14 protein-coding genes, 11 tRNA genes and 1 rRNA gene are annotated in these 19233 nt (G+C 57.8%); 22 read left to right on the top strand and 4 right to left on the bottom strand.

Features of this window, described 5'->3' with window-relative positions; genetic code table 11:
- The 12 genes from GT003_RS26815 to GT003_RS26760 all read left to right on the top strand — a co-directional run.
- Positions 1-148: ribosomal RNA gene (locus GT003_RS26815) — 23S ribosomal RNA — on the top strand; the annotation flags it as partial.
- Positions 149-304: 156 nt separating this feature from the next.
- A tRNA-Asn gene (locus GT003_RS26810) sits at positions 305-380 on the top strand.
- 3 nt (positions 381-383) lie between these two features.
- A tRNA-Ser gene (locus GT003_RS26805) sits at positions 384-474 on the top strand.
- 72 nt (positions 475-546) lie between these two features.
- Positions 547-621, top strand: a tRNA-Glu gene (locus GT003_RS26800).
- A gap of 4 nt (positions 622-625) precedes the next feature.
- Positions 626-701 (top strand) — tRNA-Val (locus GT003_RS26795).
- A gap of 19 nt (positions 702-720) precedes the next feature.
- A tRNA-Met gene (locus GT003_RS26790) sits at positions 721-797 on the top strand.
- A gap of 51 nt (positions 798-848) precedes the next feature.
- Positions 849-925, top strand: a tRNA-Met gene (locus GT003_RS26785).
- A 57-nt stretch (positions 926-982) separates the two neighbouring features.
- Positions 983-1059 (top strand) — tRNA-Met (locus GT003_RS26780).
- 34 nt (positions 1060-1093) lie between these two features.
- A tRNA-Asp gene (locus GT003_RS26775) sits at positions 1094-1170 on the top strand.
- Positions 1171-1227: 57 nt separating this feature from the next.
- A tRNA-Gln gene (locus GT003_RS26770) sits at positions 1228-1302 on the top strand.
- Between the two features lie 5 nt (positions 1303-1307).
- A tRNA-Lys gene (locus GT003_RS26765) sits at positions 1308-1380 on the top strand.
- A gap of 19 nt (positions 1381-1399) precedes the next feature.
- Positions 1400-1486 (top strand) — tRNA-Leu (locus GT003_RS26760).
- Between the two features lie 226 nt (positions 1487-1712).
- Here GT003_RS26760 and GT003_RS26755 read toward each other — a convergent pair.
- The 3 genes from GT003_RS26755 to GT003_RS26745 all read right to left on the bottom strand — a co-directional run bounded on the left by GT003_RS26755 (position 1713) and on the right by GT003_RS26745 (position 4399).
- The gene (locus GT003_RS26755) at positions 1713-1895 is read right to left on the bottom strand and encodes a twin-arginine translocase TatA/TatE family subunit (protein WP_161703776.1); all 183 of its coding nucleotides are present in this window, start codon (positions 1893-1895) and stop codon (positions 1713-1715) included.
- 90 nt (positions 1896-1985) lie between these two features.
- Positions 1986-2543, bottom strand: coding sequence for a RidA family protein (locus tag GT003_RS26750; RefSeq protein WP_161703774.1), 558 nt, complete (start codon positions 2541-2543; stop codon positions 1986-1988).
- A gap of 248 nt (positions 2544-2791) precedes the next feature.
- Complete coding sequence (locus tag GT003_RS26745) at positions 2792-4399, bottom strand: flavin monoamine oxidase family protein (RefSeq protein WP_161703772.1); 1608 nt, start codon at positions 4397-4399, stop codon at positions 2792-2794.
- 358 nt (positions 4400-4757) lie between these two features.
- Between GT003_RS26745 and GT003_RS26740 the strand changes: the two genes are divergently transcribed.
- Positions 4758-4988 carry a MerR family transcriptional regulator gene (locus GT003_RS26740; RefSeq protein WP_161703770.1) on the top strand — a complete coding sequence of 77 codons (231 nt, stop codon included), beginning with the start codon at positions 4758-4760 and terminating at the stop codon, positions 4986-4988.
- Positions 4985-5731 carry a twin-arginine translocase subunit TatC gene (tatC, locus tag GT003_RS26735; RefSeq protein ID WP_161703788.1) on the top strand — a complete coding sequence of 249 codons (747 nt, stop codon included), beginning with the start codon at positions 4985-4987 and terminating at the stop codon, positions 5729-5731. The genes GT003_RS26740 and tatC overlap by 4 nt, the downstream gene beginning before the upstream one ends.
- Positions 5732-5920: 189 nt before the next feature.
- On the opposite strand, the gene GT003_RS26730 is transcribed toward tatC, so the two are convergent.
- Complete coding sequence (locus GT003_RS26730; protein ID WP_161703768.1) at positions 5921-6823, bottom strand: helix-turn-helix domain-containing protein; 903 nt, start codon at positions 6821-6823, stop codon at positions 5921-5923.
- Between the two features lie 166 nt (positions 6824-6989).
- Here GT003_RS26730 and GT003_RS26725 point away from each other — a divergent pair, with 166 nt between their 5' ends.
- The 8 genes from GT003_RS26725 to GT003_RS26690 all read left to right on the top strand — a co-directional run bounded on the left by GT003_RS26725 (position 6990) and on the right by GT003_RS26690 (position 19195).
- Entirely contained in the window at positions 6990-7832 is an 843-nt protein-coding gene (locus tag GT003_RS26725) for a sugar phosphate isomerase/epimerase family protein (RefSeq protein ID WP_161703766.1), read from the top strand.
- Positions 7833-7836: 4 nt separating this feature from the next.
- The gene (locus GT003_RS26720) at positions 7837-8862 is read left to right on the top strand and encodes a Gfo/Idh/MocA family protein (protein WP_161703764.1); all 1026 of its coding nucleotides are present in this window, start codon (positions 7837-7839) and stop codon (positions 8860-8862) included.
- Positions 8863-9013: 151 nt separating this feature from the next.
- On the top strand, positions 9014-10681 hold the full coding sequence (locus tag GT003_RS26715) for a DUF4091 domain-containing protein (protein WP_161703763.1): 1668 nt from the start codon (positions 9014-9016) through the stop codon (positions 10679-10681).
- 220 nt (positions 10682-10901) lie between these two features.
- Positions 10902-13139: an AraC family transcriptional regulator gene (locus tag GT003_RS26710; RefSeq protein ID WP_161703761.1), complete on the top strand. Its 2238-nt coding sequence runs from the start codon at positions 10902-10904 to the stop codon at positions 13137-13139.
- Between the two features lie 242 nt (positions 13140-13381).
- Positions 13382-14305, top strand: coding sequence for an ABC transporter permease (locus GT003_RS26705; protein ID WP_239566130.1), 924 nt, complete (start codon positions 13382-13384; stop codon positions 14303-14305).
- Between the two features lie 28 nt (positions 14306-14333).
- Positions 14334-15218: a carbohydrate ABC transporter permease gene (locus GT003_RS26700; protein WP_161703759.1), complete on the top strand. Its 885-nt coding sequence runs from the start codon at positions 14334-14336 to the stop codon at positions 15216-15218.
- Positions 15219-15333: 115 nt separating this feature from the next.
- Complete coding sequence (locus GT003_RS26695; protein WP_161703757.1) at positions 15334-16911, top strand: ABC transporter substrate-binding protein; 1578 nt, start codon at positions 15334-15336, stop codon at positions 16909-16911.
- Positions 16912-17056: 145 nt separating this feature from the next.
- Entirely contained in the window at positions 17057-19195 is a 2139-nt protein-coding gene (locus tag GT003_RS26690; protein ID WP_161703755.1) for a beta-galactosidase trimerization domain-containing protein, read from the top strand.
- Positions 19196-19233 lie beyond the last annotated feature (38 nt).

Raw genomic sequence — 19233 nt, 5'->3', positions numbered from 1 at the left:
GCTGAAAGCATCTAAGCGTGAAGCCCCCCTCAAGATGAGATTTCCCAGTATGTAAGACCCCTTGAAGACGACGAGGTTGATAGGTTCGAGGTGGAAGCGCAGCAATGCGTGGAGCTGACGAATACTAATCGGTCGAGGGCTTATCCTAATAAAAGTTAACCAGCTAAAGTTTGCGAAGGCATGAATTCATATTCAGTTTTTGAGTTGTATTCTTCAGCGTAAGTTGAGGACATGCCCACTTTGCAGTGGGTTTTTTAATGGCCGTAAGCATTGCTTGCAAGAGCGTATTACAGCCATGATTTATTCCCTGATAGCTCAGTTGGTAGAGCACTCGACTGTTAATCGAGTTGTCACAGGTTCGAGTCCTGTTCGGGGAGCCATATGGAGAGCTGTCCGAGTGGTCGAAGGAGCACGATTGGAAATCGTGTATACGCTAACCGCGTATCGAGGGTTCGAATCCCTCGCTCTCCGCCATATTCGTTTCTAAACGTGAAACGGCGATTACGTGGTATTCCGAATTCTTTTTGGGAGACCCTTAATGATAAAGGCCCGTTGGTCAAGTGGTTAAGACACCTCCCTTTCACGGAGGTAACAGGGGTTCGAGTCCCCTACGGGTCACCAGTATGGAGGCTTAGCTCAGCTGGGAGAGTATCTGCCTTACAAGCAGAGGGTCGGCGGTTCGATCCCGTCAGCCTCCACCATCTATATAGTAGTTAACGACGCGGGGTGGAGCAGCCCGGTAGCTCGTCGGGCTCATAACCCGAAGGCCGCAGGTTCAAATCCTGCCCCCGCAACCAAATTTTCTTGGCATCTGGCCGAGAAGGAATTGCATAGCTAGTTCTTGATGACGCGGGGTGGAGCAGCCCGGTAGCTCGTCGGGCTCATAACCCGAAGGCCGCAGGTTCAAATCCTGCCCCCGCAACCAAATTTTCTTGGTCTTGGCATCTGGCCGAGAAGGAATTGCATAGCTAGTTCTTAATGACGCGGGGTGGAGCAGCCCGGTAGCTCGTCGGGCTCATAACCCGAAGGCCGCAGGTTCAAATCCTGCCCCCGCAACCAAATTTTCTTGGCGTCTGGCCGAGAGCTACAGTGTGGAGCCGTGGTGTAGAGGCCTAACATGCCTGCCTGTCACGCAGGAGACCGCGGGTTCGAATCCCGTCGGCTCCGCCATTTAATTTACGCGCTCAAGCGGAGTTTCAGCTTAGTCTGCAGAGCATACATTCTTGTTGGGGATTAGCCAAGCGGTAAGGCAACGGACTTTGACTCCGTCATCCCTAGGTTCGAATCCTAGATCCCCAGCCATTTATGAGCCATTAGCTCAGTTGGTAGAGCACCTGACTTTTAATCAGGGTGTCGTAGGTTCGAGTCCTACATGGCTCACTTTTATTCTTCTTCTTATGCGGTCATGGCGGAATTGGCAGACGCGCTAGATTCAGGTTCTAGTGTCAGCAATGACGTGGAGGTTCGAGTCCTCTTGACCGCACCATAAGCCGATCATCCTTCTCGCGCGATGCGTTATTTGCACCGCTCGGGAAGGTTTTTTGTACGTTGCGCCGCGAGTGGGAGTCTAGGTTTGAGATGAATGATTATTGACGCCTGTCTTGATTGATGTAGGAGAAGGCCGTCCCCGAAGCTGATAAATGCAGCTTCGGGGACGGCCTTCTTGTTTCTTGCGGGGGCTGCTGCATAGCGCGTTATTCCGGCATCGGCAGCTAAGACTTGCTGTCCGTCACCTCTTCTTTGTTATCGGAGACGAGCTCCTTGGCGGAGGCTTTGAATTCATGCAGCGTACGGCCGACTGCGCGGCCGAGCTCAGGCAGCTTGGAAGGACCGAAAATAATAAGCACGACGACCATAATCATCATCAGACCGGGAAAGCCAATGTTTTGCAGCATGCGATCATCTCCATTCGATTAGGTGTGGTTGGCATGGGGCAAGAACAGCCTGAAGGGCGGCGGTGTTTCATTTGCGCTGCGCGAAGCGCATTAATCTTGATTGTGATTGCTCGGATAGGCGGCTACGGCTTCGATCTCGATCAGCCAGTCGGCGCTGACGAGGCCGGCGACGCCGACGGTGGAACGGGCGGTCTTGGTCGGGTTGTCTGTCGTATTGAAGTATTTCGCATACGCTTTGAACCAGCCATCGAAGTCGAACTTGCCACCTTTCTCGGCGTCGGGCGCCACGTAAACGCGCAGGTACGTGACGTCTTTCAGGGAGAGGCCTTGCTCTTTAAGCTGCTTCTCGATGTTTTTCAATACGCTGAGCCCTTGCGTTTCCGTATCGCCATAGCGTTCGTAAACCGTTTTGCCATCCTTGTTAATGACGGACGGGGTCGTGCCGCTCGTCTCGAACGTGGCGACATCGCCGGGCATGGCGACGGCGCTCGCGATGGAGGACGAAGGACTTCCGTAAAATTCAGGCTCGTGAATCGGAGCCAGCGGATATTTGTTCGGCGTAATCGCGGCGTATACGCTCGCCGTGGCTGCCAGGCTGGAAATCACGACGACGCCAAGGGCGATTTTTAATTTACGGTTCAGATGCATGGTTCTTCCCCTCCTGATTGGTCTGTTAACGTTCGGCGGGGCGCTCGGAGGCGCGGCCGTGAGAAAGAAATGGCGCAAATGCAGGCGAATACCGCTGGATGCTGTTGTTTTCCGTTAAAACCCGACGATTCCCGGCGATTGCCGACAATTGCTCTGCAGGTCGCCGGTTGTCGTCGAAGAGCTTGCTGCCGGCGGTTGCCGTCGAATAAGGCTGAGCGTTGACGGTCGAGTTTTGATGCTGTCAATAGCTAGGCTTTCATGACGCGCTCGTGAATGTCGGTGACGACGGACCTTGCGGATTCGATGGCGCCGGCCATCCAGGCGGTAATGTAACTGATATGCTCGCCGGCGAGGTAGACGCGGCGATCGGGACGGCAGAGCACGGGATAGTTGGTCTTGCGGTCTTCTCCCGAGTAGGACACCCAGCTTCCCATGTTGTATTTGATATTTTTCCAATTGACGGAGAACGAAGATTCGAACTCGCGGTAATATTGCGGATGGATCTTGGCGCCTTGGGCCAGAGCCATCGCTTCGCGCTCCTGGAAGGAGAGCGCGCCTAATTTGTCCGCCTTGGCGCCGAATGCATAGTAGCCGAGCAGCACGCCTTTCTTGGCGAAATAATTCGTCGGCGGGTAGTAGATGGAGGAGATATCCATGTTCGTCAGCGTGTTGCCGCCGAAGATGAGATCGTCCTCCTCCCAGAAGCGGCGCTTGAACTGGAGGCCGATTTTTCCGGCATTGGCGTAACTCGTATTGTTGATCGCCTTGGTCATCTCCGGCGACAGGTCGTGCTTGATCGTCTTCAGGACGGACAGCGGGATCGTACAGATGCAGAAGTCGCCCTCGATTTGCTGGGCTTCGCCGCTGAGCAGATCTTTGTACGAGACCTGCACCTTCTCGCCGACATGCTTAATCTCCGTGACCTCCATATTGTGCTTGATCCGGTTGCCGAGCCGCTTCTCGAATGCCTTCGGAATGGCGTCGATGCCGCCGACGGGATGGAACATCATCATTTGTTGGTCATACTCGTACTCGCTGCTGAAGTAGTTGGCAAAACCGGAGTTAATAATGGCTTTCATATCGAACGGGTCGCGGACCACGCCGGCATCGAGCCTGGAGCCGGGTTCATCCTTGTAACCGCCGCGCGATGAGCCTTTGTAGAACAAGTCGGCGTCGAGGTTGCCTTCGGAGCGAAGGTAGGCGACGACCTTTGCCTTCTCCTCCGGCGTAATCGGCAGGTCGAGGCCCGGCTGATTGACGGCTTTCGCCAGCAGTTCGTTAATGTATCCCCTGGCGTCGGCCTTCGCGGCACGTTTGCGCACGGGGGTATCGGACAGGGGGCCGCCGACATTTTCGTTATAGTAGTACGCGCTCTCGTTCACGTTGTTGAACGGCTCCATCTGGATTCCGAATTCCCGGCAGTATTCCATGGTGACGTGGAATTGCGGGATGCGCATGCAGCCGGCGTTCAGATAGTGGCCGTCATCGAAACGCGCGACCTGCTTTTGTCCGCCGACCTCCGTCACCGTCGTGCCGCGGCGCACCGACCAGTTGCGTCCGCCCGAGCGGGCACGGGCTTCGAGGATGGTGCAGTCGTACCCGGCTTTGCCGAGCTCGTATGCGGCCGTTAGGCCGGCGAGACCCGCGCCGAGAATGACGATGCGTTTGCCGGAGCGGTTCGTGCCTTTCAAATCCCAGCTGGAAGGAGGCTCGTACTCGGCGGCTTTCATCGTTTCGGGTGAGAACAAGCCCATCGTGCCCATGACGCTGAATACGGCAGCGGCGCCGCCGATCTTTCCGACGGTCGTCAGAAATTGTCTGCGCGACCATTCGTTTGGCGTTTCTTTCGTTTCCATGCGCTTCAGCTCCTTTAATAGATCATCTGTCCGACTCTGAGAGCAAATGTAGCACGGAATTTTTATGACGGGCCAATAATTTGTTAGATAATCTTACATAAATGAAATTAATATAGGTGATAAATAAAATATTTCAACTAACGTTTATTAGGCTAAAACCCCTATAAAATGGGCGTTTATACCGCTAATAGGACAGCCTATTAACCTTGCATACGATATAGACCGGGATTTCAGGCCCATTGAACATTACAGGAAGTGCTGTTATCATCCAACTCAAGAGATGCGTGTTAAGTTTCATAACATCAGTCAATGGAAGTGCTGAGCGACGACTACACCTACGTGGGGAGGCCGTTAGACGATGAAGGACAAAGTGATGGGCATCGGAATCGTTTGCGACTTGACTGGTTTGACGGAAAGGCAGATCCGGTATTATGAGGAGCGGCAGTTGGTATTCCCGGTCAGATCGAAAGGCGGCGCGCGCAAGTATTCGTTCGAGGATGTGGAGAGGCTGAAGGAAATCAACGACAAGCTGAGGGACGGATTCCATACGTTCGAGCTGAGGAAGCCCGGAAGGTTGTGCTGCGAATGAGGGTCAGCGAAGAAACGATGACGTTCTTGTCGCATCTGAGCGAGCTGCGAAGCCGAATCTGGCGCATCCTTGCCGTCTTCCTCGCGTCGATGGGCGGCGGGCTGTATTTGTCGCCGAAGGTGCTGCGGTATCTGAAAAGCGTACCGCCTGGCTCGGAGATGACGTGGAACGTATTCTCGCCTTGGGACGGCATTCGCATGTACATGACGATTGCGGTCGTAATCTCGCTCACGGTCTCGCTGCCGTTTATTTTGTATCAATTGTGGGGCTTCGTGAAGATGGGGCTTCATCCCGAAGAGCGCTCGGCGGCGCTGCGGTACGTGCCGTACAGCGTTATATGCTTCCTGACCGGGCTCGCCTTCGGTTATTTCGTCGTCTTTCCGATGAGCTTCGCCTTCACCTCTAAAATCACGCATAGCATGCATCTGGTCGAAACCTACGGCGTCGCGCAGTATTTCGGCTTTATGTGCAATATCGTCATTCCGCTCGCTGCGGCTTTCGAGCTGCCGGTCGTCGTGATGTTTCTGACGAAAATCGGCGTGCTGACGCCGAAGGGGCTGCGCAAGATGCGGCGTTACGCCTACTTGGTGCTCGTCGTCGTCGCGAGCCTGATTTCGCCGCCCGAGCTGATCTCGCATTTGATGGTCTTCATCCCGCTCGTGCTGCTGTATGAAATCAGCGTCCTGCTCTCCCGCGCCGTGTACGGGCGGAAAAAGAGCGCTGCGCTGGCCGACGCCGCTTAACCGGATACTTAACGATGCCAATCAAGAGCGCCGAAGGAGAACGGCTTTGTCGAAAGAATGACTTTAGACGAAGAAATTAATCGAACTAGGTTTAGGAGGAGCGGAAACGAAGAAAAGAGGCCTGCGAGTTGGCGTGGTTTCCGCATAGCGGACCGACTCGTAGGCCTTTTTGGCGTGTTCGAGCATCAACTAGTCGCGGCTTTCCGCGCGCGCTTTGACCGAGCGGGCGTAATCCGAAGGGGACATGCCGGTCGAGCGCTTGAAGTCGCGGGAGAAATAATGAATGCTCGCATATCCGAGCTTGGCGGCGATCTCTGTAAGGTTGTACTGCTGCTCGCGAATGAGCGACTTGGCTTCCGTGATCTTGAGCTGCTTGAAGTATTCCATCGCCCCCGTTCCGATGCGGGTTTGGAAGATTTCCTTCAGCCGGGTTTTCCCGAGGTGCATCGCACGGCACAGCTGGTCAAGCGTAAGGTTGTCCGCCAAATGCGCCTGCATATAAGCCAAAATTCGCTCCTCCGCGAGCATCTCGGCGTTGTCTTGATGCATCGAGGTCAGCCTGGGCGATTCCGGCACGGCCGGCCCTTCGCCGCGGAGCAGGAATATGAGTAGCAGCTCCAAATAGGATCGCATCACCTGCTGGCCGGCATAAGGCGCTTCCGGATGCGGCGACAGCCGATGAACCCGCGGATCGTCGAACGCAGGGCTGAACGTGCGGAACCCTTCTTGAAGAAGAAGCGCGAGCAGCTCCCGTTCCCGTTTGCCCAGAGCGATTACTTTGTCCTCGAATCGAACCATGTCCGGCGAGCGGCATTCGAATGAAATGACGATCAGGTTCGGGGGCTTGTGCTCCTGCGCGACCCGAACGGTGTGAAATTCGCCGGGTTTATGAAAGATCATTTCGCCCTGCGAAAGCTTGATCGTCCGATCGTCCGCGCGGACCTCGACCTCGCCCTTGTCCACGTAGAGAAACTCCCAGAAATCATGCTCCTCGCCCTCGAACACGAAGCCTTTGGCATATTCGAAATAATGAAAGGAATAGAGCTTCGGTATCGAGATGGATTCGCCTAGCGCAAGCGGCGTGAATTCCATGGCGGTCATCCTTTCGTTCGCATTGGAAGGCGGCGGATGCATGATCCCCGCCTGTCCGACATCTTCCATCTTAGCATAGACGCAGTGCAAAAACTCCGGCTGAATTGCTAAATCCCGCCCGCCTCCCGGCTTCTATAATAGAACCATGAACAGGAGGCGGAATGGGATGAAAAAAGGAATCAATATTTGGTCGTTTTCCGAACAGACGAGCATTGCGGAAGCGATCGCGATCGCCAAAGACGCAGGCTTCGAGGGCATCGAGCTCTCCTTGAACGAGACCGGACCGTTAAGCCTGGAGAGCAGCGAACAGGAGATCGGGGACATTCGCAAGCAGGCGGAGGATGCCGGAATCGCATTGACGAGCCTTGCCAGCGGCTTGTATTGGAGCTACTCCATGACCAGCGCGAACGAGGATAATCGCCGGAAGGCGCAGGATATCGTCAAGAAGCAGCTGGAAGCCGCGGCGATATTGGGTGTGGATACGATTCTCGTCATCCCTGGAGCCGTTGGCGTCGACTTCATTCCCGGCAGCGAAGTGGTGCCTTATGACCGCGCCTACGACCTTGCATTGGAAGCGATTACGAAACTGGCCGAAGACGCGGAGGCCGCGAAGGTCGCGATCGGCATCGAGAACGTGTGGAACAAATTCCTGCTGTCGCCGCTGGAGATGCGCCAATTCATCGATGCGGCGGGCTCGGACTACGTCGGCGCTTACTTCGATGTCGGCAATGTCGTGCACGCGGGCTATCCGGAGCATTGGATTCGGATCTTGAACCGACGCATCAAGAAGGTCCACTTCAAGGATTACCGCCGCGAGAGCGGTGGCCTGTCCGGCTTCGTCGACCTGTTGGCCGGGGACGTGAACTATCCGGAGGTCGTCAAGGCGCTGGAGGAAATCGGCTATGACGACTTCGTGATCGGGGAAATGATCCCGCCCTATACCCACCATGCCAAACAAATCATCACCAACACGTCCGCTTCGATGAGCGCGATTCTAGGGAGGAACTGAAGCCATGTTGAAAATCGGCTTGATCGGACTCGGATTCATGGGCAGGACCCATATGGAAAACTATCTCCGCTTGGAAAAGGAAGGCTTGCCGATTCGATTGGCGGCCGTCTGCGACATCGATCCTGAGAAGCTGGAAGGCCGGGCGGCAGGGGGCAATATCGAGACGACCTCCGAGGATGAGGTCGATTTCGGACGCTTCAAGAAATACGCTTCCGTCGAGGAGATGCTGGAGCAGGAAGAGCTGGATGCCGTCGATATCGCGCTTCCGACCTATCTGCACAAGGAAGTAACGGTACGCTGCCTGCAGGCAGGTCTCCACGTGCTGTGCGAGAAGCCGATGGCGATGAACGCGGAAGAGTGCGAGGAGATGATCGGAGCGGCCGAAGCGAACGGCAAGCAGCTGTTGATCGGGCAATGCCTCCGCTTCTGGCCGGCATACGTGTATTTGAAGGAGCTTGTCGAGAAGAAGACGTACGGCGAGGTCACCAGCGCTTCGTTCTTCCGCGGCGGCGGAACGCCGACTTGGGGTCCTTGGCTGCTGGAAGGCAAGAAGAGCGGCGGCGCCTTGTTGGATATGCATGTGCACGACACCGACGTCATCAACTGGCTGTTCGGGAAACCGGAGGCGGTTTCCTGTCAAGCGAGCAACCTGATTCCAGGCTCCGGCTACGACGTCGTATCGACGAACTTCCGGTATGCGGACGGCAAAGTCGTCAATGCGCAGGTCGACTGGACGCTGCAGGGCGACTTCGGCTTCGAGATGACGTACCGGGTCAACTTCGAGCAGGGCAATGTCCTGTTCCGCGGCGGAGACGTGAAGGTGAACCCGAACGGCGCGGCGGGATTCGCTCCCGAGCTTTCGCCGGAACAAGGGTACTATCTGGAGATCAAATATTTCGTGGAAACGTTGCTGGCGAACCAGCCGCTCGCGGCGGCTACGCCGAGAAGCACGCAGGAAACGATTCGGATCATCGAGGCGGAGATCGCATCCGCGGGACTCGCCGGCGACTGGGTAGCGGTCAACGGCTAAATCCGGAGAGAGCCGGCCGAGGTCCGCAGTACGTTCGCGCGCAGTCGCATGCGCAGAAGCGCGCGCTTCATCATCAGTCAGGGCACGACGTGCCCTGACTTTGCGATTTTCCGGGCTGTCTTCATCCATAGCATAGGGAGGAATAAAAATCATGGGGAATGATCACGTGAAACTCGAGCTGCGATGCATCAGCTCGCTGGCCAAAGTATTCGCAGACGAGGAATTAACCGAGCGGGCCTATCGCCAAGCGAGCGCGCTGGCGAACGAGACGGCCTCCTTTCAGGTGGCGTATCGCTCGAACCGGTTGCTGAAAGGCATGCGCGTCAGCGCCGAATCCGATATCGATGCGGAGATTACGCTGCGTTCGGTGGGACTGGTGCCTTCCGAGATGCCCGTGTACGCCGATCATGACGAGCATGTGCTGCGCACCTCGCCGGGGCTGTACCCGGATCCGCTCCTGGAGCCCTCTGCCGCGGAAGGATGGACGGCACTGCCCGGGCAGTGGCGCTCCGTCTGGGTGACGGTGGAGCCGGGCGAAGCCCCTGCGCCGGGACGGTTCGGGATTCGGATCCGTTTCGAGACGGCGAACGGCGAGCATCTGGGCGAAGAACGCTTCGAGCTCGACCTTCTTCCGATGTCGCTGCCGGAGCAGCAGCTGATTCATACCGAGTGGTTTCATACGGACTGCTTGGCGACGTATTACAGGGTCGACGTGTTCAGCGAAGCGCATTGGAGCCTCATCGAGAGCTACGCCCGGACGGCCGCCAAGCACGGCATTAACATGCTGCTGACGCCGCTCTTCACGCCGCCGCTGGATACGCAGGTCGGCGGGGAGCGCCCGACCGTCCAGCTCGTGGACGTGCATCGCATCGGCGACGGCGCGTACCGGTTCGGCTTCGATCGGCTGAGCAGATGGGTGGAGCTCTGCCGGCGGCAGGGAATCGCGTATTTCGAATTTTCGCATCTCTTCACCCAATGGGGCGCCCAGCATGCACCCAAAATCATGGCCGTTGTCGAAGACGGGACGACCAAGCGAATCTTCGGCTGGGAGACGGATGCCGGCGGCGAGGAATACCGCGCGTTCATCGGCCAGTTTCTGCCCGAACTGACGGGCTGGATCAAAGCGAACGGCTTGGAACGATGCAGCTACTTCCATATCTCCGACGAGCCTTCGATCGACCATTTGGATTCCTACGCCAGCGCAAGCGGGATGGTAGAGGAACTGCTTCAGGGTTTCCCGGTCATCGATGCGCTCTCGGATTACGCATTCTATGAGAAGGGGCTGGTCAAGAATCCGATTCCGGCGAGCGACCATATCGAGCCGTTTCTGGCGCATGGCGTCGAGCCGCTGTGGACCTATTATTGCTGCGGCCAATACAAGCAGGTGGCCAATCGATTCTTCAGCATGCCCTCGGCGCGCAACCGGATCCTGGGCATTCAGCTGTACAAGTTCAATCTGACGGGTTTCCTCCAATGGGGCTATAACTTCTGGTACTCCCAACATTCCCGCAGCGAAATCGACCCTTACCGGGTTACGGACGCCGTGCATGCCTTTCCTTCCGGCGATGCCTTCCTCGTCTATCCGGGAGACGGCAAGCCCGTCGAGTCGATTCGGCTGGAGGTGCTTCGCGAGGCGCTGCAGGACTTGCGGGCGCTCCGATTGCTGGAGGAACGTTACGGCAGGGACTTCGTGCTATCGGGCTTGGAGGAAGGGCTTGATCGGCCCATCAGCTTCAGCTGCTATCCGCGGGATGCGGAATGGCTGCTGGCCAAGCGCGAATGGGTGAACGCGAAGCTGCAAGAACAGGGGCAGGGTTAACCGGCGTTAACCAAGCGGAAGCGCGAATCGCGCTTCCGCTTCTTCGTCGTGCGGCCTATTGCATGGCATCGATCCGTGGCCCCGCCTGTCACGCTGCGGCTGTTGTCGAACGGCGGCATTCAGCGGCGAGGCGTGACAATCTTTTACAGGATTCTCCATTACTTTCGGAGGGGAGATATGGTACATTTTGGGGAAGGCACATCTACATCGGGGGGTCCCAATGGTTACCAAGCACCTCAGATTCCAGAGCGGCTACGCGAAAGTCTATGCATCGATCGCCGTCGTTATCGTATCGATCGGTCTCATTCTATCCACCGCGCTTTATTACAACTTCAACAACACCGCGTCAAGAATCATTCAAACCTACACCAAAGATCAGCTCTCGCTAATCAAATACAGCACGAATCTCATGTTCGACAATGCTCGGTACACGCTCATGCAGTACAACACGAACCCGGCGGCGCTCAAGCTGCTGAACTACGAGAACATGGATCAAATCGAAATCAACGAGCTGCAGCGCCAAATTCAAGCGGTCAACATCAATATGCCGTACGAAACCAACATTTACATCTATAACCGCAAGGCGAACGCGTTCTACTATAACCGCCTGGTCTACCGCGCCGATGAATTTCCCGACCAGGACATCGTGAACCGGCTGAACGGCAAAGTTAAAAAGCTCGCGCCGATCGCCAGGAGCATGCCGACCTACGAGGCGTTCAAGAAGGAAACGAACCGGACGGAAGACGTCTACACGTTCGTGTACTACGAGGGCAACCCGGAGGTCATCCCGAACGCGATTATCTTGAACCTCTCGAACAACTGGCTGAAGGACACGATCCGATCGATGGATTCGTCCATCAGCAAGGAAGTCATCGTCACGGATGCGAGCGGCGAGGTGATTCTGGGCAACGAAACGTACCGGTACCTGGACAGGGTCGACCGGAATCCCGCGTTCGGGGCGATCTTCGGCGGGACGAACCGGGCGGCCAGCGGCTACTGGATCGGCAAGCTGGACGGCCGGAAGGTGCTGATCTCCTATGCGACCTCCGACGTGCTCGATTGGAAATACATCCGCATCACACCGTACGGACAGATTACGGACCGGATCAAGAGCGACCTGCTGGCGACGTCGCTGATCGTCATCGGCGTCGTCTTGCTCTTCCTGCTGATCGCCTACCTGATCGCGAACAACCTGTTCGGCGCGTTTCGCAAATACGTGGCCGAACTGGAGCGGCGGTTCACGTCCGACAAAAACAAGCGCTACGAGGCGAAGCAGGCCTTCCTGCGAAGGCTGACCGAGCCGGACGGCCGAGGCGCGGCGACGCAGGCGCAGTTCGACGCGCACGGCATCCCGTTCCGGACGGAGGACAGCTTCGAGCTCGTCCTCGTCCGAATCGACCGGTTCCGAGAGCAGGACGCGCCGTACACGTCGCGGGACAAGGAGCTGTTCGCCTACGGCCTGATTAACCTGATGAACGAGCTCGCCGCGGCTTCCCCCTTCCGGGGGGAAGCGTTCGCGCTCGGGGAGCATCGGATCGCCCTGCTGCTGAACGGGAAGTTCGACGACTTCGAGTCCTCCTCGGCCGCGGCGGCGGACCTGATCCGGAGCATCCTGGAGCAGGCCGAACGCGTGCTGCGGCTGAAGCTGTCGGCAGCCGCCGGCGACATCCTCGAGGACGTATCCGAGATCCCGTACAGCGTGGCGGAATGCGCCGACGCCATGAATTACCGCATCTTCGACGGACCCGGTTCCGTCTTGTACGTCTCGCGGCTGCGGGAGCTGAACAAGGAAGCCTTCAAGGTGCCCGAAGCCGAGGTCGATCGTTTGACCAGCCTGCTGCTCCTGGGCAAGCGGGAGGAGGCGATCATGCAGATCCGGGGGCTGCTGGACGGCGCGCGCCTGTATCCGTTCGCGTACCTGCAGCTGACCGTCCTGCAGATCGCGATTTCGCTGAAGGAGGGGCTTGACCGGAAGAACGGCAACCCGTCGCTCGTCAAGATGGACCATTTCTTCGATATCGCGCAGCATCTGTCGCGCTACGAGAGCCTAGGCGTACTCGCGGACGAGCTCGTCATGCTCGGCGACGCCCTGATGGCGGAAATCCAGCACCTGCAGGACAAGAAGACCGACCGGACGAGCCAGCGTCTAAGCGAGATCCTCGCGCTTGTCGAGCAGGAGTACGCCAAGCCGGGCATCAATCCGGACGAAATCGCGCAGCGCTTCGACATCAGCGCGGAGTACTTGCGCAAGCTGTTCAAGAGCGCCACGGGCGAATCTCTGAGCGAGCATATCAACAAGGTGCGGCTCGACAAGGCCAAGGAGCTGCTCGCGAACACGGACGAGTCCATCCAGGAGATCGCGGTCCGGACCGGGTTCAGCAACACCAATTATTTCTACAGCCTGTTCAAGAAGCACAGCGGCATTACGCCGAGCGAGTACCGCAACCTCAACAAGTAGCCGGGATGAGGCGCTGCGCGGAAGTCGCGGCCGCGCAGCGGCAGTCAGACACATCCGCATGATTCACTTCAAAATCGGGATATCGCACTTTGATATCCCGATTTTTGCGTTCGTTTCGGCGTTATTGAAGTGGTTTTGCGGGAATTTGAAGTATACGGCCCCGCTCCGGCGGGGCTATGCTTGCGTTGTGGCCCGGCGAACCGTCCGGCGCCATGCAGCTCATAGAAACGAGGGATCACGCAATGACATCCAGAAGCGGGCGATTCAAACACCTGAAACAGAACGGCGAGATGCTGCTGATGACGCTTCCCGCCTTGCTGAAAATTTTCATCTTCTCGTACATCCCGATCGTGGGCGTCATTATCGCCTTCAAACGATTCGTGCCGTCGAAGGGCATCTTCCACAGCCCGTGGAACGGTCTCGATAACTTCGAATTCTTCTTCAAGTCCCAGGCGGCATGGACCGTCCTGCGCAATACGATTGGACTGAACCTGCTGATGATCCTGATCGGCACGGTAGTCAACGTGGCGCTGGCCTTCCTGCTCTACGAGGTCGTCAACCGGACGAGGCTGAAGGCGTACCAAACGGTCCTCTTCATCCCGTACTTCTTCTCCTGGGTGCTGGTCGGACTGATGCTGACCTCGCTGCTGAGCCCGACGTCGGGCCTGCTGACAGATCTGCTCCACCGCGTGTTCGGCATGGAGATCAACTTCTACGCGAATCCGAGCTCCTGGATCTGGATCCTCACGGTCGTGTCCGTATGGAAAGGCGCCGGCTTCGGCAGCCTGATCTACTATTCGGTGCTCATGAACATCGACCGCGAGCTGTTCGAAGCCGCCGAGATCGACGGCGCGAGCCGGCTCCAGACGATCTGGCGCGTCATGCTGCCGTTCCTGATCCCGATGATCTCCGTGCTCACGATTCTGGCGCTCGGCAACATCATCCGCGCGGACTTCGGCCTGTTCTACTTCGTGCCGCAGAACCAGAGCCAGCTCTACCCCGTCACCGACGTCATCGACACGTACGTATACCGGGCGCTGGCCAAGAACGGCGATTTCTCGATGAGCGCGGCGATCGGACTTTTCCAATCCGTCGTCGGCCTCGTATTGATCCTATGCACGAACAAAGTCGCCAAGAGCGTCAACAAAGACTACAGCTTGTTCTAGACAAGCCGCACCGGAGAGGAGTAATCGCATGCCGCAGCCGAAAGCCTACGCCTTTATCGTCAACGCCATCCTGACCGTCATCTGCTTCATCTCGCTCTTTCCGCTCGTGATGACGATCATGATTTCCATAACGGATACCAAGGACCTCGCGTCCTTCGGGTATTCCTTGATTCCCCGGCATTTCTCCCTGGATGCCTACGTCTACCTGTTCAAGGTGCCGACCGACATTATCAACGGCTACCGGAATTCCCTGATCATTACGGTCGTCGGCACCGTGGTCAATCTATTCATTACGGCGCTCGTCGCCTACCCGTTGTCCCGCAGGGATTTTCGCTACAGGGGCATCGTCTCGGGTTTCATCTTCCTGACGATGATCTTCAACGGCGGCCTGGTGCCGCTCTACATTCTGATCGTGAAATACCTGGAATGGAAAAACACGCTGACGGCGATCATCGTGCCGGCCCTCGCGCTGCCCTTTAATATCTTCCTGCTGCGGGTGCTGTTCCAGGACATTCCGCCCGCGCTGACCGAAGCGGCCAAGATCGACGGCTCCTCCGACTGGGGCACGTTCTTCCGCATCATCCTGCCGCTGTCGAAGCCGGCCATGGCGACGCTGGCGCTGATCTCGGCGCTCGGCTACTGGAACGAGGCGTTCGCGCCGATTCTCTTCATCGACGAGACGAAGAAGTATCCGATTCAGCTGGTGCTGAACAACATCGTCTCCGCGGTCAATTTCATCAAGAAGGGCAACGTCATGCCAGGCAGCGTGCAGGCGATCGACCCGAACTCCGTGCCGTCGGATTCGATCATGTTCGCCATGATGGTCATCGCGACCCTGCCGATGGTGTTCCTGTTCACCTACCTGCAGAAGTACTTCATCAAAGGGCTGACCGTCGGCGCGATCAAGGGCTGATCCGGGGCTGGCATCCGAGGAAGGATGCAAGGCATGGTATAATGGACATTTCTGATGATGGAAATGCGCCTTATGCATAGCATGACAACATGATAAAAAAGGGAGAGTTCAGCAAATGAAAAAAGCAAAGAAATGGGTGGTCGCCCCGGTGATGCTGGCCGCGATGTCCTCGATGCTCCTCAGCGCCTGCGGCAGCAACGGGAACGACAACGCAAACACGAACGCAAATGCCAACGCCAACGCTAACGCAGGCTCGGGCAATGCGGATTCCGCATCCGGCGATACGAGCAATGCGCCTGCGAATACAACGGCGGATCTGGAGCCTGTCACGTTGAAGTATTACTACCCTGCCGCGCCGCAGCCGGACCAACAAGCGGTGCAGGATGCGATGAACAAGATCCTGAAGGAAAAAATCAACGCCGAAATCGAGCTGTATCCGATTCCGTTCGAAAACTACGAGCAAAAAATGAAAGTCATGATCAATACGCAGGAAGAATTCGACCTCGCTTTCACGGCGCCATGGGTATTGAACTACAATGCCAACGCGACGAACGGCGCCTACGCGGACCTGACGGACATCCTGCCGAAGTACGCGCCGAACCTTTACGCGTCGTTGAAGCCGGAGCTGTGGAACGCGGCGAAGGTGAACGGCAAGCTCTACGCGTCGATTAACCAGCAGATCTTTGCGCGCCAGTTCGGCTTCTGGTACAACAAGGAGTTCACGGATAAATACAACGTCGACTATACCAAGATCGAGACGCTCAAGGACTTCTCCGATTACCTGCTGAAGGTCAAAGCCGGCGAGCCGGCCGACCGGACGGACCGGATGACGTGGAAGGCCGATTGGCTCGACCGCATCAAGGAAATGAAGGGCTGGGAAAGCGTGGGCGGCTCGGATACGCCGGGAGCGATCGTGTCCTCGGAGGCGAATCCGAAGGTGTTCAACGAATACGATACGCCGGAGTACAAGGAAACGATCGAGCTTGCTAAAGAGCTGCAAACCGCGGGCGTCATTCCGAAGGACGTGTTGACAGCCGCGAACTGGGACCGTTCCAAAATGTTCGGCGCCGTCACGAGCGTCGCGCCGGGCGCCGAGCAGGCAGAAGCGCAGTCCAACAGCATGAAGGAAGTCGTCATGCACGGCGTAGGCAGCCCGACGCTGACGACCAATAACGTCACCGCGACGATGACGGCCGTGTCCGCCACGTCCAAAAATCCGGAGCGCGCGGCCATGTTCCTCGAGCTGATCAATACGGATAAAGACCTGTACAACCTGCTCTGCCACGGCATCGAAGGCACGCACTACACGAAGGTGGGCGACAACAAGTACGAGAACATCAAGGATTCCAAATATTCGCCGGGCTCGGACTGGATGTTCGGCAACCAGTTTAACGGCTTGATTCCGGTAGCAAGCCCTGACGACGTATGGGAGCAAACGAAGAAATTGAACGAAAGCGCGACGGCCTCCGTCCTCCTCGGCTTCGTCTACGACGATTCCAACATCAAGACCGAAGCGGCGAACTGCGCGGCCGTCATCGCCCAGTACAAAGACGTCTTCGCGGCGGGCCTATACGGCGGCGACACGGACAAGAAATACGAGCAATTCCTGTCGGATCTGAAAAAAGCCGGCTTGGACAAAATCCTGGCCGACAAGCAGGCGCAAGTCGACAAGTTCATCGCGGGCAAGGCGTAAGTCGGGCAAACCGCAGAGGCATCGACATGGCGAGCAATACAGTAATACAGTAATGCGGTAATACAGGGACTAGGCAAGAAAGGCAGGCGTTCCCCGTCCGGGAAAGTAGCCTGCCTTTTCCTATGTCCGCCTAAGAAGGGGAGAGATGAAGATGACATACGAGGCGCCGATCATGCTGCTGCTCGATACGGATACGGTGCTGGACCACGGGCGAATCCGCAGGTCCGTCGCCGATATTCGCGAGAAAGGCTTCGATACGGTCTGCATAGAGTTCCGAAACTGCTTATACGACGCGTTCGATCCGCAGGGCTATGGAGCGTTCGAGGCGGCTGCGCGGGAGGCGGACGCACTTGGGCTGAAGGTCGTCCAGATCGTCCCGAGCCCGGGACAGCAGGGCGTGAAGGACCGGCCGGAGGAGCGCCAGCGCTGGCTGGTCGAGCATGCCGCGGTCGTCTCCGGCGGACGCTTCGAGGCGATGATCGAGGAGCCGGGGTTCGGCGGCTCCGGGGCGACGCGGCCGAGGCTGATCGGGCTCCGGCAGGCGTTTCTCGTCGAGCGGAACGGCGAAGAAACACGCATGATCCGGTTCGCGGACGTCACCGGGGAGCTGGACTGGCGGCTCGAGCTGGACGCGCTGCCGCGCGTCGTCGGGACGTGCGCAGCCTGTCCCGGGGACGGCGAGCTGTTACTGTACGCGGAGTACGGCGTGGACGTCCTGGACTTCGACTCGCCGTCCGCGTACGCGGAGCTGGACCGTCAGGCGGCGGTCTTCGCGGGGCTGCCCGTCGCGGGTTTCGCGATGGACGAGTTCGGCACGGGCACGCGGGCGAAGGACGTCTATCACGCGGGGCCGCATTTCCTGGCGGCCTTCCGCGCGCGGTACGGCTACGAGCTGACGGACAAGCTGCCGCTGCTGCTTCATGAAGACGTAGAAGGCGGAGCGGGCAAGGTTCGCTTCGACTACTACAATCTGACGATGGAGCTGACCTACGCGCTGCAGAAGCATGCCCGCGAGGCGTTCGCGCGCACGCACGGGACGGGCTTGTTCGCCGGCTTCCACCATACGTGGTGGGGCGAGGGCAATTCGGGTGATCTGTGGGCGGGGAACCTCGACTATTTCCGGCTAACGGATAATCTGAGCGGAGGCTTCGTAGATGCCCAGTACGACGCGGAGCGCACGATGACGTCCATGACGCTGCTTGCCGAATCGATCGCCAAATATTCGTCGACGGGCATTCCGTACAATATGTGCTGGGACCGCTACCCGACGCCGGAGAAGATGGACGCGTACCATCGCCTGCTCGCCGTGCGCGGCGTCCGCTGGATCGCGCATACGTACGGGCGATCGGGCGAATTCGGCCCCGGCTATCCGGAGCATCGGACATGGCCGCTGACGGAAGCGTGCACGCGGCTGGAGAAGGAATTCCAGCGCTTCATCGGCCGGGCGGTCAGCAGGCCGAAGGTCGCCATGCTGTATCTATGGGAATCCGTTGCGGGGATGAACGACGAGAATATGCATTATCATCGGATGAGCATGAAGGCGCTGCTCGATAAGCTGCTGCTGCGGCATATCGAAGTCGATGTCGCTCCTTCGTTCGAGACGGCGTACGGCAAGTACGACACGCTGCTCGTTCCTTGGCCGGTCATGCTGCCGGAAGCGGCTTGGAACGCGCTGCAGTCGTATGCCGCTGAAGGCGGCAAGGTGATCTTCATGGGACCGCCTGCGAATTGTACGACGGAGGGCCGGGATATCCGCGAAGAATTCGAGCAATTGACGGGGGCGCGGGTTGTTCCGTACATGGCAGGCATACCTTACGAGGGCGAGCATGAATACGTGGCTTGGGATATGTGGTTTACGGACAAGCGGATCCCGATGCGATGCTATCCGCTGACCTTGCAGGACGGCGAGCCGATCATGGAAGCCGGCGGACGCGTATTGGGGGTTCGGAAAGGGAGCGTCGAATACTTCGCGTTCGAGCTGCCGTTGACCGCGGCATTCGACGAGGTGCTGGATCGGTTGGCGGCCTATCGGGAGCTGGACTTGCCGGAAGGAATGTACTGCAAGACGGCCTATGAAGGGGAAGATACGGCCGTCTTGACATTAACGGGACGCTGGGATGCGAAGCTTCATGCGGCGTTTCGCTTTCGGGGCAACGAAATCGACATTCGGGACGGGAGCATCGCGGGCATCAAATTCCGAGGGGACCGCGTCATCGCGATCATCGGCGATACGGGCGGGTCCGTGTATGTGAACGGCCGGCCGTTCGAGGGCGGGGCAGACTGACCGCCTTAGGGGATAACGTTGACGGGCCGGCGTGGTTA

The sequence above is a fragment of the Paenibacillus sacheonensis genome (assembly GCF_009909195.1).
In the GTDB taxonomy this organism is placed as follows: domain Bacteria; phylum Bacillota; class Bacilli; order Paenibacillales; family Paenibacillaceae; genus Paenibacillus_Z; species Paenibacillus_Z sacheonensis.
Note: the sequence above shows the minus strand (reverse complement) of the source record. Positions and strands in the feature narration are given on the sequence as shown.